Annotated in this window: 11 protein-coding genes; 8 read left to right on the top strand and 3 right to left on the bottom strand. The window is 72.2% G+C overall.

All coding sequences use genetic code 11. The features are described 5' to 3' along the window. Positions 1-212 precede the first annotated feature (212 nt). From BG482_RS18580 to BG482_RS18575, 3 genes are all read left to right on the top strand, one after another. Positions 213-1,964, top strand: coding sequence for a lytic transglycosylase domain-containing protein (locus BG482_RS18580; RefSeq protein ID WP_069770179.1), 1,752 nt, complete (start codon positions 213-215; stop codon positions 1,962-1,964). Between the two features lie 197 nt (positions 1,965-2,161). Further along, positions 2,162-2,296 carry an SPW_0924 family protein gene (locus BG482_RS42715; RefSeq protein ID WP_107450623.1) on the top strand — a complete coding sequence of 45 codons (135 nt, stop codon included), beginning with the start codon at positions 2,162-2,164 and terminating at the stop codon, positions 2,294-2,296. Between the two features lie 80 nt (positions 2,297-2,376). Then, positions 2,377-3,369, top strand: coding sequence for a DUF3068 domain-containing protein (locus BG482_RS18575; RefSeq protein ID WP_069770178.1), 993 nt, complete (start codon positions 2,377-2,379; stop codon positions 3,367-3,369). 34 nt (positions 3,370-3,403) lie between these two features. Here BG482_RS18575 and hrpB read toward each other — a convergent pair whose 3' ends face one another. Beyond that, the gene (gene hrpB, locus BG482_RS18570) at positions 3,404-5,929 is read right to left on the bottom strand and encodes an ATP-dependent helicase HrpB (protein ID WP_069770177.1); all 2,526 of its coding nucleotides are present in this window, start codon (positions 5,927-5,929) and stop codon (positions 3,404-3,406) included. Between the two features lie 108 nt (positions 5,930-6,037). Further along, positions 6,038-6,862 carry a class I SAM-dependent methyltransferase gene (locus tag BG482_RS18565; protein WP_370745826.1) on the bottom strand — a complete coding sequence of 275 codons (825 nt, stop codon included), beginning with the start codon at positions 6,860-6,862 and terminating at the stop codon, positions 6,038-6,040. 377 nt (positions 6,863-7,239) lie between these two features. Between BG482_RS18565 and rpsA the strand changes: the two genes are divergently transcribed. From rpsA to BG482_RS18545, 4 genes are all read left to right on the top strand, one after another. Further along, complete coding sequence (rpsA, locus tag BG482_RS18560; protein ID WP_069770175.1) at positions 7,240-8,745, top strand: 30S ribosomal protein S1; 1,506 nt, start codon at positions 7,240-7,242, stop codon at positions 8,743-8,745. Positions 8,746-9,381: 636 nt separating this feature from the next. Then, positions 9,382-10,320, top strand: coding sequence for a PAC2 family protein (locus tag BG482_RS18555; RefSeq protein ID WP_069770174.1), 939 nt, complete (start codon positions 9,382-9,384; stop codon positions 10,318-10,320). Between the two features lie 90 nt (positions 10,321-10,410). Beyond that, complete coding sequence (gene coaE, locus BG482_RS18550; RefSeq protein ID WP_069770173.1) at positions 10,411-11,031, top strand: dephospho-CoA kinase; 621 nt, start codon at positions 10,411-10,413, stop codon at positions 11,029-11,031. Positions 11,032-11,081: 50 nt separating this feature from the next. After that, positions 11,082-11,462 carry a M48 family metallopeptidase gene (locus BG482_RS18545; RefSeq protein WP_069770172.1) on the top strand — a complete coding sequence of 127 codons (381 nt, stop codon included), beginning with the start codon at positions 11,082-11,084 and terminating at the stop codon, positions 11,460-11,462. 130 nt (positions 11,463-11,592) lie between these two features. On the opposite strand, the gene BG482_RS18540 is transcribed toward BG482_RS18545, so the two are convergent. Then, the gene (locus BG482_RS18540) at positions 11,593-11,859 is read right to left on the bottom strand and encodes a DUF6343 family protein (RefSeq protein ID WP_069770171.1); all 267 of its coding nucleotides are present in this window, start codon (positions 11,857-11,859) and stop codon (positions 11,593-11,595) included. Positions 11,860-11,953: 94 nt separating this feature from the next. On the opposite strand from BG482_RS18540, the gene BG482_RS18535 reads away from it, so the two are divergent. After that, positions 11,954-12,874, top strand: a complete 921-nt coding sequence (locus tag BG482_RS18535) for an acyltransferase domain-containing protein (RefSeq protein ID WP_069770170.1) — start codon at positions 11,954-11,956, stop codon at positions 12,872-12,874. The last annotated feature ends 47 nt before the right edge of the window (positions 12,875-12,921 follow it).

Here is a 12,921-nt window from a genome sequence, read left to right as displayed (position 1 = left end):
CGGCAACCGCAACGGCCTCAAGCACGACAGCAGCACGAAGGCATCAGACAGCACGAACAACACGGCACACGAGCGACACGGCAATACAGCACCACGAGCGACACGGTGGCTGAGCAGCCGGGCGTCCGGGCGACCGGGCGGCACGGCGACGACAACGTCACAGCGGTGCAGGCGAAGACGGGCGTTCGGCGTCCACGGGAGGGTTTCACTTCATGTCGGCGCATTTCGGCACGAGACTGCGCAAGGGAGCGGTCAACACGACCGTGGCCGCACTCGCCGTCGCGGCTCTGGCCGCGTCCCAGGCACCGGACGTCACGGCCGACGGTCACGGCAGACAGACCGCCGCCGACACCCCGTCCGCCGACGCCGGCACCGGTATCGCCGACAGCGCCACCGGCAACTCGCCGTACTACACGGACCTGCCGCCGCTGAAGAGCCCCGCCCCGGCCCCGACCGCCGGCTCGCCCACTGCCCCGGCCGCCGCCGGCACCGCCGAGGCCGGCATCCCCGCGACCGTCCTCGACGCCTACAAGAAGGCCGAGGCGGCGCTCGCGCAGGCCAAGCCGGGCTGCAACATGCCCTGGCAACTCCTCGCCGCCATCGGCAAGGTCGAGTCGGGCCAGGCGGGCGGCGGCAACGTCACCGCCGACGGCACGACCATCACGCCGATCCTCGGCCCGGTCCTCAACGGCGTCGGCTTCGCCAACATCAAGGACACCGACCACGGCTCCTACGACGGCGACAGCACCCACGACCGCGCCGTGGGCCCCATGCAGTTCATCCCCTCCACCTGGGCGTGGGCGGGCCGCGACGGCAACGGCGACGGCAAGAAGGACCCCAACAACGTCTACGACGCCGCGCTCGCCGCCGGCCACTACCTGTGCCGCTACAACTGGGACATGGCCACCACGGCCGGCATGCGCAGCGCGATCCTCAGCTACAACAACTCGACGGACTACCTCAACACCGTCCTGTCGTGGCTGGAGTACTACCGCAACGGCACGCACGAGATCCCGAACGGCACCGGCAGCGTGCCCGCCAACCGCAGCGACGACTACCCCGGCACGCCCGCCTCGCCGTCCGCCCCGCCGACGCCCGCCCGGCCCGGCGGCCCGTCGACGCCCGCCAAGCCGACGACGCCGAGCAAGCCGCCGGCCCCGCCCAAGCCGCCGGCCCCCACGCCCCCGACCCCCGGCAAGCCCACCCCGCCGGCGCCCACCCCGACCGACACGGTCGACCACCTGGAGGACGCGGGCACGGCGAGCCTCACCGCCATGGCGGGCCACGCCTACACCGAGCGGATCAGCACCCGGGCGGAGACCGCGGCCGGCAAGGCCGTCGCCAAGGTCAGGATCCGCTTCACCATCGTCGGCGACACCGACGCCGTCTTCGCCGGCGGCGAGAGCGTCGCCGTGATCGCCACCGACGGCAAGGGCGTCGCCCTCGCGCCCGCGCTCACGGCGGGCGAGAAGACCGGCGACTTCACCGTTCGCGCCACGCTCCTCGGCCGCACGCTCACCGCCCTCGACTACCGGGCCACCGTCACCGCCCGCGCCGCCGACGCCCTCGCCCGCACCGGCGACACCGCGCTCACCTGCGTCGCCGGCGGCGAGTTCGCCGACCAGGTCGAGGTCAAGGCCACCTACAAGGGGGCCGTCGCGGACAAGGTCGCGGCCACCGCCACCCTGGCCAAGTCGGCCGACGACCCGACCGCGAACGACAGGGGCCCCTACTTCAAGGACGCCGCCGGCAACGCCGTGCGCACCCTCGACCTCCAGACGGATGCGAAGGGCCTGCTGCAACTGCCCAAGCTGTACGCCGACGACACCGCCGGAACGTACCTGCTGCGCATCACCACCGCGGGCGGTGCGACCCTCACCGTGGAACTGGCCGTCACGGCCGCCGCGGCCCCCTCCCCGAGCCCGTCGCCCAGCGAGTCGCCGTCCACGGCCCCCGGCTCGTAACTCCCCGGCCAGTAACCCCTTTCCGCACCACGACCACGGCGTCCCCGCGAACCAGGGGGCGCCGTCGTCGTGTACGACGTGTTCTCATCTCGCGCGCCCGTTGCTACGGTGCCGCACCTGACGACCTGTCAGTTGCGCTGCCGGGCCCCCGGCCGGTTCCGGCAGCCGATTCCGTGGCCGTTGCGCAGGGAGGCCCGATGCGCGCCCTCATCGCCGCCGCGACCGGTCTCGCCGTCGCGCTCGTCCTCGTCCTCACGCTCACCGCGCTGGGCACACCCACCGGCAAGACCTCCCCGAAACCCCTGCTGACGACCGTCCCCGCGCACCCCTGACCGTCCCGGCCCACCCCTGAGCGCCCCGCTCACCCCTGACCGCCCCCCGCCCGGCGGCACCGTCCGCGAAGGAGGCCGAGATGCGCCGCACCGCAGGCCTGGTCCTGCTCGCCCTCGCCGTGTTCTTCGCGGCGCTCGCCCCGCTGCTGCGCTGGTACGCCTACCCGCGCCTGGCCAAGATCCCGGCCGACGAATACCAGACGATGGTCCTGCAGGCGAAGAACGCCACCCTCCTCGACTACGGCACCATGACCGCCCGCACGGTCCCCCAGGTCACCATCGTGCAGACCCTCAAGGGCGATGTGCAGGCCGCCGAGAGGATCGAGAAGACCGCGGGCCGGGACGTCGTCGTCTGGGACGGTCTGTCCTACGTCCAGGGACCCGACGGCAAGATGGTCTCCAAGGTCCCCGAGCGCTACATCTTCGACGCCCACACACAGGAACCCGTCCACGCCACCGGCGAGATGGTCGACGGCGACCCGGTCCGCCGCACGGGCATCGAGTTCAAATGGCCCTTCCTCACCCAGAAGCGGGACTACGAGTACTTCGACGCCCAGACCCGGACCACCGCCCCCATCCACTACCAGGGCACCCGCGACTTCCGCGGCCTGAAGGTCTACTACTTCGAGCAGACCGTCCCATGGACCGAAGTCCCCATGCCCAAGGTGATGCCCGTCCAGGGCATCACCCCCCAGACCGTCGCCAAGACCGGCACCACCCGCTGGTACACCACCGTCCGCAGGTTCTGGGTCGAACCCGTCACCGGAGCGCCCGTCTACGGCGAGGAGATCCACCGGGAGGAACTGCGCGGCGGCACCCTCCTCGGCGGCCGCGCCAAGGTCACGGCGTTCGCCGGACACGTGAAGATGCGCGAGGACTACGTCGAGCACACCGTGGCCATGGTCAAGTCCAACCGCACCCTGGTCCTGCTCCTGACCGCCTACCTGCCCTGGGGCTTCCTCCTGCTCAGCGTCGTGCTGATGTCCCTCTCCCTCTTCCTGGAGGCGCGCTCCCGCCGCCCGCGCGGCCCGGCCCCCGCCGAACCCGCCGAACCCCGGCCGGTCCCCGCCTGAACCACGGCCCCGTCCCCGCCCGAGCCCCCGCCGGTCACCGTCGGAGCCGAGCGTTGGTGTACCGCGTCGCCTCCGCGCCCGCCGGATCCTCCGGCCACGGATGCTTCGGATACCGGCCCCGCAACTCCGCCCGCACCGCCCGGTAGCCCTCCCGCCAGAACGACGCGAGATCGGACGTGACGGCCGCGGGCCGCCCGGCCGGCGACAGCAGATGCACGACCAGCGGCGCCCCCGCCACCCGCGGCGACTCCTGCAACCCGAACATCTCCTGCAGCTTCACCGCCAGCACCGGACGCTGCGGATCGCCGTAGTCGACCCGGATCCTGGACCCGCTCGGCACGGTGATCCGCTCCGGCGCCAGCTCGTCCAGCCGGCCCGCCTCCCCGGACGCCCACGGCAACAGCCGCCCCAGCGCCTGCCCGGCGTCGATCCGCCCCAGATCGGCCCGCCGCCGGGCCCGGCTCAACTCCGGCTCCAGCCATTCGTCCACGCGCGCGTGCAGCGACGCGTCGCACACGTCCGGCCACGGATCCCCCACACGCAGCCGCACGAACGCGAGCCGCTCCCGCAAGGCGTCCGCCTCGGGCGACCACCGCAACAACCGCAGCCCCTCCTGGCGCAGCCCCTCCACCAGCGCACCTCGCACGAGCGAGGCGTCGGGCTTGCGCAGCGGACGCTCCGCCAGCTCCACCGCCCCCAGCCGCTCGACCCGCCGCGCCACCACGTCGCCGTCGGCCCAGTGGACCTCGTCCCGCTCCCGGAGCAACGCACCGGCCGCGCGCCGGGCCACCCCCTCGTCCACGACCGCCGCGAGCTGCACACGCGCGTGCACCTGACCGACAGGCCGGTCGGCGACCGCCACCGCCAACCAGGGCGCCCCCCGCAGCCCGGTGCCCCGACCGGCCTCGGCCCGGGTCCCGGACACCATGAGATACGAACCGCCCTCGGCCCTGGCGAGCCGCTCGGGGAACGCGAGGGCCACCACGAGCCCCACCAGCCCTTCCCCGTCCCCCTCCGCCGCAGCCGGGAGCGGCCCGGACGGCACGGAGACGTCCTGGGCGACGACGGCCCGCAACCGCCGCACCTCGGCCCGCCACCGCCCGGAATACGCGTCACCCCCACGCCGGGCGGCGCGCAACGCGACGGCCAGATCGTCCCCGTACTCGCGCGGAGCCTCCTCGCTCAGCAGCGCCACCACCTCGGCGGCCCGCTCCGCACCCACCGCCGCCGCCCCGTCCAGCAGCGCCCGCCCCAGCCGCGGATGCAGCCCCAGCCGGGCCAGCCGCACCCCGCGTCCGGTGGCCGCGCCGGACGCGTCCACCGCGCCGATCGCCGTCAGCAACTCCCGGGCCGCCGCCATCGCCCCCGCCGGCGGCCGATCCAGCAACGCCAGCCCCGACGCCCGCGGATCGCCCCAGCACGCCGCCTGAAGGGCGAACGAGGCCAGATCGGCAACCTTGATCTCCGGCGCCGGAAACAGCGGCAGCCGAGCGTCCTCCGCCTCCGCCCAGCACCGGTACACCGCCCCCGGCGCCTCACGCCCGGCCCGCCCCGCCCGCTGCCGGCCCGCGGCCCGCGACGCCCGCACGGTCGCCAGCGCGCTCAACCCGCGCGCGTGATCCACGCGCGGCTCCCGCGCCAGCCCCGAGTCCACGACCACCCGCACCCCCGGCACCGTCAACGACGACTCCGCCACGGACGTCGCGAGCACCACCCGCCGCCGCGCCCCCGGCGCCAGCACCGCGTCCTGCACGGCCGCCGGCGCCCGCCCGTGCACCTGGAGCACATCCACCCCGTCCGGAGCCCCGAGCAACCCCGCGACCCGCGCGATCTCCCCGACACCCGGCAGGAAGCACAGCACGTCCCCCGACCGCTCCACCAGCGCCCGCCGCACCACCGACGCCACATGCGACAGCAACGCCGGATCCACCCGCATCCCGTGCGGCGGCCGCACCGCGCCCGCCGGCGGCGCCCAGACCACCTCCACCTCGAAGGCCGCACCCCGGGCCTCCACCACCGGCGCCCCGCCCAGCAACCCCGCCCACCCGGCCGTGTCGGTCGTCGCCGAGGCCGCCACCAGCCGCAGCTCGGGCCGCAGGGTCTCGCGCACGTCCCACAGGAACGCCGCCGACGTGTCCGCGTCCAGATGCCGCTCGTGGCACTCGTCCAGCACCACCACGTCCACACCCGTGAGCTCCTGGTCACGCTGAAGACGTTGCAGCAGCACACCGGTTGTGACGACCTCCACACGCGTGTGCCGCCCCACGACCCGCTCCCCGCGCACCGTGTACCCGACGGTCTCCCCGGCCCGCTCGCCCAGCAGCCACGCCATCCGCCGGGCCGCCGCCCGCGCCGCGATCCGCCGAGGCTCGGCCACCACCACCCGCCGGGCAGGCCCCGCCCCCAGCAGCCCGGCCAGCGCGAGCGGCACCAGCGTCGTCTTGCCGGTGCCGGGCGGCGCGGCGAGCACGGCGGCCCCGTGCCCGTCCAGGGCGTCGTTCAGAGCGGGCAGGGCCGCCCGCACGGGCAGCGCGTCCAGGGCGTCGTCACGAAGGCTCACGCCCCCAGTGTCGTACGCGGCCGAACGCGCGCCCCACGCGCGGGCGCCGCCAGGAGCGGCCTTCCGACGACCGGCGCCACTGCGCCCCCTCAGCCCCCTCGGCCCCGCTCAGTCCCGCTCGCACACGAAGACGGCGGTCCCCGGGATCAGATTGCCGCGCAACGGCGACCAGCCGCCCCACTCCGACGAGTTCCACGACGGCCACTGCGGCTCGACCAGGTCCACCAGCCGGAAACCGCCCGCCACGACGTCGCGGACACGGTCGCCCAGCGTGCGGTGGTGCTCCACGTACACCGCCCGGCCCTGCTCGTCCTGCTCCACGTACGGCGTGCGGTCGAAGTACGACGACGACACCGTCAGCCCCTCCGGCCCCGGCTCGTCCGGGAACGCCCACCGGATCGGATGCGTCACCGAGAACACGAAACGGCCGCCCGGCCGCAGCACCCGCCGCACCTCCTTCAGCACCAGCACCGGATCGGCGACGAAGGGCAGCGCCCCGTACGCCGAGCACGCCAGGTCGAAGGAGGCGTCCGCGAACGGCAGCGCGCCCGCGTCGGCGCACACCAGCGGAAACGGGCCGCCGATGCGCAGCGCGTGCTGGAGCTGGCGGTGGGAGATGTCCAGGGCGACCGGCAGCGCGCCCTGCGCGGCGAGCCAGCGCGCGCACTGGGCCGCGCCGGCGCCGATCTCCAGGACCGCCCGGCCCTTCAGCTCCTCCGGCGGGCCGAGCAGCTCCGCCTCCACCTCGTCCAGGCCCTCCGGGCCCCACACGAAGCGGTCGTCGCCCAGGAAAGTGCCGTGCTCGGTCTGGTATTCGTCCGCGTTGCGGTCCCACCAGCCCCGGTTGGCCCGGGTGCTCTCGGCGACGTCGGCGTCACGTCGGGTGGCTTCCGGCTCGAAGGCCGTCTCGGACGATGCGGGCTCTTGGATGATCGGCTCCCTCGTCGTACTCTTCCGTGCAACCCGCCCGACGGCGGCACCCAGGTGTCACCGAAGGGGCTTCCTGCGGCCTGCGTGGCCTCGGGAGAAAGGTTGTGTGCCGGGTATGCGGCGATCCGCCCCGGGTGTGCGCCTTCGCGCATTGACCCTGCCCGGCTGCCCCCGTATGCTACAAGTTGCGCTGCGGGCCTGCGCACCTCAGACCTAGCAGGCTGCGCTCGCATCTGTTGTATGTCCCCTCGGTTCTCGAGGTGTCATCACCAGTTTCCTGGTGGGACGCTTCCTTGGCTGTCCGGCTTCTTCAGAGCGATACGGGCTCCCGGCGTAGCAGTACCTACGACTTTCTGTCCGTAACCGGAGCCCTTTCCCACATGACGAGCAGCACCGAGACCACCGCCACCACCCCGCAGGTTGCGGTCAACGACATCGGTAACGAGGAAGCCTTCCTCGCCGCGATCGACGAAACGATCAAGTACTTCAACGACGGCGACATCGTCGACGGCGTCATCGTGAAGGTCGACCGGGACGAGGTCCTGCTCGACATCGGTTACAAGACCGAAGGCGTGATCCCGAGCCGCGAACTCTCCATCAAGCACGACGTCGACCCCAACGAGGTCGTCGCCGTCGGCGATGAGATCGAGGCCCTCGTTCTCCAGAAGGAGGACAAGGAAGGCCGTCTCATCCTGTCCAAGAAGCGCGCTCAGTACGAGCGTGCCTGGGGCACGATCGAGAAGATCAAGGAAGAAGACGGCATCGTCACCGGTACCGTCATCGAGGTCGTCAAGGGTGGTCTCATCCTCGACATCGGCCTCCGTGGCTTCCTGCCGGCCTCCCTCGTCGAGATGCGCCGCGTCCGCGACCTCCAGCCCTACGTGGGCAAGGAGCTCGAGGCGAAGATCATCGAGCTGGACAAGAACCGCAACAACGTGGTCCTGTCCCGCCGCGCCTGGCTCGAGCAGACCCAGTCCGAGGTCCGCCAGACGTTCCTCACGACCCTGCAGAAGGGCCAGGTCCGCTCCGGCGTCGTCTCCTCGATCGTCAACTTCGGCGCCTTCGTGGACCTCGGCGGCGTCGACGGTCTCGTCCACGTCTCCGAACTGTCCTGGAAGCACATCGACCACCCCTCCGAGGTCGTCGAGGTCGGCCAGGAGGTCACGGTCGAGGTCCTCGACGTCGACATGGACCGCGAGCGCGTCTCCCTGTCGCTGAAGGCGACCCAGGAAGACCCGTGGCAGCAGTTCGCCCGCACGCACCAGATCGGCCAGGTCGTCCCCGGCAAGGTCACGAAGCTGGTTCCGTTCGGTGCGTTCGTCCGCGTCGACGAGGGCATCGAGGGCCTGGTCCACATCTCCGAGCTGGCCGAGCGCCACGTGGAGATCCCGGAGCAGGTCGTCCAGGTCAACGACGAGATCTTCGTCAAGGTCATCGACATCGACCTCGAGCGTCGCCGGATCTCGCTGTCCCTCAAGCAGGCCAACGAGTCCTTCGGCTCCGACCCGGCCTCGGTCGAGTTCGACCCGACGCTGTACGGCATGGCCGCGTCGTACGACGACCAGGGCAACTACATCTACCCCGAGGGCTTCGACCCCGAGACCAACGACTGGCTCGAGGGCTACGAGACCCAGCGCGAGGCGTGGGAGGGCCAGTACGCCGAGGCGCAGCAGCGCTTCGAGCAGCACCAGGCCCAGGTCATCAAGTCCCGCGAGGCCGACGAGGCCGCTGCCGCCGAAGGCGGCGAAGCCGCCGGTGCGGCTCCGGCCGCGAGCAGTGGCGGTGGCGGTTCGTACTCCTCCGAGGGCGCCGACACCTCCGGCGCGCTGGCCTCGGACGAGGCGCTCGCCGCGCTGCGCGAGAAGCTGGCCGGCGGCCAGAGCTGACCTCCCCCAGCCGGGAGACCCCCAGCTGCTGAGGCTCGGCAGGCAGTAGCCGAAGGCCCGCACCTTTCGAGGTGCGGGCCTTCCGCGTTGCCACGCAACAGTTCCCCCGCATCGCTGAGCGCCGCGGCCGCGCTGCGCGACCCACGACCCGGACGGACGACTGCCGGCCGGCTGGGGCCATTGCCCGCCGGCTCTGGCCGGCTGCCTGCCGGACCGGAGCCTGAGCGCCTACCGGCCACGGACCCTTTGCGTGACCACCGACCGGCTGCGGACCGGTTGCGTGACTACCGACCGGCCGCGGACCGGTTGCGTGACCGTCGACCGGGTACGGACTGGTTGTGCCATCGACGGCTGGGCTGCGCGACCGCTGCTCCGGTCGTGCGGCCGACCACCGACAACGGCCGACAACGGCCGACGACGGTCGACGGAGTTCGACGGACGGTCGACGGACGGAGACGGAGGCCGGCGGCGTACGGGTCCCCACGCCCCTCGGGCAGGAGGATCCCGCCGCCAGGGAGAACCAGCACGACGACGAGCCGGGGGATCCGCAAGACTCCGCCGATCTTGACCGCCCGGCGGGAATGCCCACGCCGCAAGGCGCGTTGTCCTCTAAGAACACGAGGAGGAGCGGTCCAAGTGCTTGATCCGCAGGGTTTGTACGCATGGGAGCCGAAAGGCCTGGCAGTCGTCGACATGGCGTTGGCCCAGGAATCGGCCGGACTTGTCATGCTCTACCACTTCGACGGATACATCGACGCGGGCGAGACCGGCGACCAGATCGTCGACCGACTCCTCGACTCGCTGCCCCACCAACTCGTCGCCCGCTTCGACCACGACCGGCTCGTCGACTACCGCGCCCGCCGCCCGCTGCTCACCTTCAAGCGCGACAGGTGGACCGAGTACGAAGAACCGACCATCGAAGTGCGCCTCGTACAGGACGCCACCGGAGCCCCCTTCCTGCTGCTCTCCGGCCCCGAGCCGGACGTCGAGTGGGAACGCTTCGCCGTCGCCGTGAAGCAGATCGTCGAACGGCTCGGCGTCCGCCTCTCGGTGAACTTCCACGGCATCCCCATGGGCGTCCCGCACACCCGCCCCGTCGGCATCACCCCCCACGGCAACCGCACCGACCTCATGCCCGGCCATCGCAGCCCCTTCGACGAGGCCCAGGTCCCCGGCAGCGCCGAAGCCCTCATCGAATACCGCCTCATGGAAGCCGGCCACGACATCCTCGGCGTCGCCGCGCACGTGCCCCACTACATCGCCCGCTCCACCTACCCGGACGCGGCCCTGACGGTCCTGGAAGCGATCACCGCGGCCACCGGACTCGTCCTGCCCGGCATCGCCCACTCCCTGCGCACCGACGCCCACCGCACGCAGACCGAGATCGACCGTCAGGTCCAGGAAGGCGACGAGGAACTCACCAGCCTCGTCCAGGGCCTGGAACACCAGTACGACGCAGCGGCCGGCGCCGAAAGCCGCGGTAACATGCTCGCCGAACCGGTCGACATCCCGTCCGCGGACGAGATCGGGCAGGAATTCGAGCGGTTCCTCGCCGAACGCGAAGGAGAGGGCTGACCCGTCCGCCGCGCGGCCCCGCCAAGGTCTGCCGGAGCATCCCAGGGCCTGCCGAGTGCGATGTCACCGGCAGGCCCTAAGCTTCCCGTCATGCTGAAGGTGGGCCTGACCGGCGGGATCGGCGCCGGCAAGAGCGAAGTGTCCCGACTGCTCGTCGAACGCGGGGCCGTGCTGATCGACGCGGACCGCATCGCCCGCGAAGTCGTCGCGCCCGGCACCGAAGGCCTCGCGGCCGTCGTCGACGCCTTCGGCGAGGACGTCCTCACCGAGGACGGGAGCCTCGACCGCCCCCGGCTCGGCTCCATCGTCTTCGCCGACCCCGAGAGACTCGCCGTCCTCAACTCGATCGTCCACCCCCTCGTCGGCGCCCGCTCCCGCGCACTGGAGACCTCCGCCCCCGACGACGCCGTCGTCATCCATGACGTCCCCCTCCTCACCGAGAACGGCCTCGCGCCCCTCTACGACCTCGTCGTCGTCGTGGACGCCCGCCCCGAGACCCAGCTCGACCGCCTCGTACGCCTGCGCGGCATGACGGAACAGGACGCCCGCGCCCGCATGGCCGCCCAGGCCACCCGCGAACAACGCCGCGCGATCGCCGACATCGTGATCGACAACGACGTACCCCTCCCCGAACTGCGACAGCGCGTCACAGACGTGTGGAACGACCTCGTCCGCAGAGCCCACACCCCCCGCGAGACCTCCCCGGAATAGGGCCCCCGGCTCCGCGCGTTGAACCCTCCCAGCAAGGGAAGGATTTTTCCGTGCCCGATACCGCAGGTTCGACCGGACGAACTCCGGAGACACACGTCATCGACTTCCGCGCCGCCGAGCAACTGCTCGCCGCACGGGACCCGCGGGGCGCGGTGAAACTGCTCGACCAGGTCATCGCCGCCCACCCCGAGAACACCGCCGCCCGCCTGCTGCGCGCACGCGCCTTCTTCGCCGCAGCGCAACTACGCCCCGCCGAACTCGAGTTCACCGTGGTGCTGGAACGCGAACCGGACAACGCCTTCGCCCACTTCGCGCTCGCCCGCACCTACGAGCGACAAGGACGCGGCGACCAGGCCAAGCGCCACTTCCGACTGGCCGCGGCACTCGACCCCAACCCGCAGTATGTGAAGGCAGCCCGCTTCGAGTCCTGAGGACGGGCCGACCGCGCCCCGTCCCGACGGCTCGACGACACCCCGTCCCGACGGCGCCCCTTCCCACGGCCGCCGCCGTCCCGCCCCACGCGTACCACCACCCCACCCCGCAGCCGAGGCCCGCCCCGTCTCAGGGGCGCCGCTGCTCCGGCGGTCGGTACGGCGGAATGTCGCGGCCCGGCTGATAGTGGGGGCCCTGCCGGATGTGCCGGATCACCACCGTCAGATCGACCGTGGTCACCACCCACAGCGCCGCGCACGCCGCCGCCCACCCCGGGCGCCCCGTCAGAGCGAACGCGGCCGTCCCGAACACCGTCCAGACCACGCCCCACAAGGCCAGCCCGAAACGCAGCCGCAGCGCACTGCGCGCGGTCGTCGGCTCACTGCCCGTACGCATCGTGAAACACCGCTCCTCCCTGAAACGTACTCTTCGCCCCGGACGTTCTCCACAGGGATCCGACGCTTGACGACCAACAGGGGGCCGCCCTTCCATGCTGCCGAACACCGACGAACTGGCCGAAGCACTCCTCGACCTCGCGGTCCCGCACCAGGACATCGACGAAGCCGTCCGGCTGAGCCGGCACATCACGAGCGACACGGAGACCCTGCGGATCCTGGACACGGCCGTGACAGACCTCGTCCAGGACATGGGTCAGCTCCGAGGGACCACCCTCGACTTACCCGGCCTCCCCGACGCCTCCAGCGCGACGGCCCGCTTCTTCCCCCTGTACGTCTTCGTCGCCGCGCTGCCCCACGTCTGGGCCCACCACCAAGAGCGGGGCATTCCCGACGACGTCAGCCGACACACCCTGGCCGACGTCGGCCGATGCGTCGCCTGGTACCGGCGGTGGCACGGCACCGGCGGGCTGCTCATCCCGGAATGGCTCACCCTGCACTTCCACGGCGAGCTGTACCAACTGGGACGACTGCAGTTCCAGCGCACCCGCATCGGACGCCGGACCGGCGCCTCGATCGCGGCGGCGGGACTGCCCCAGACACCAGGAGAGCCGGCACTCGCCGTCCACGTCCCCGACTTCATGGGACCCCTGACCCCGCAGGCCGTCGAGCGATCCCTCGCTCTCGCCCAGGCGTTCTTCACCCGTCACTACCCCGAAGAGACCTACTCGGTGGCCACCTGCGCATCCTGGCTGCTCGACCCCCAACTCAAGCGCCGCCTGCCGAAGGACTCCAACATCGTCCGCTTCCAGGAACGGTTCCATCCCGTCCGCCCGCTGACGGCCCCCGAAGCTCCCGAGCACCTCGAGGACATGGAGCCCGTCCGCTTCGTCTTCGGCACCACCGACGTGCCCCTGGACCGGCTTCCCCGCCGAACCGTCCTCGAACGAGCCGTCCTCGACCACCTCCGGGAGGGCGGCCACTGGCACGTCGGCCGCGGATGGCTCGAGCTGTAGCCGCCACTTGCCGCTGCCCACAACCCGGGGCTCGAACAAGCAGTCAC

Origin of the sequence: Streptomyces sp. LUP30, assembly GCF_001746365.1 — a bacterium.
Lineage (GTDB): Bacteria > Actinomycetota > Actinomycetes > Streptomycetales > Streptomycetaceae > Streptomyces.
The sequence above is the reverse complement of the archived record's forward strand: the minus strand, read 5'-3'. Positions and strand labels throughout refer to the sequence as shown.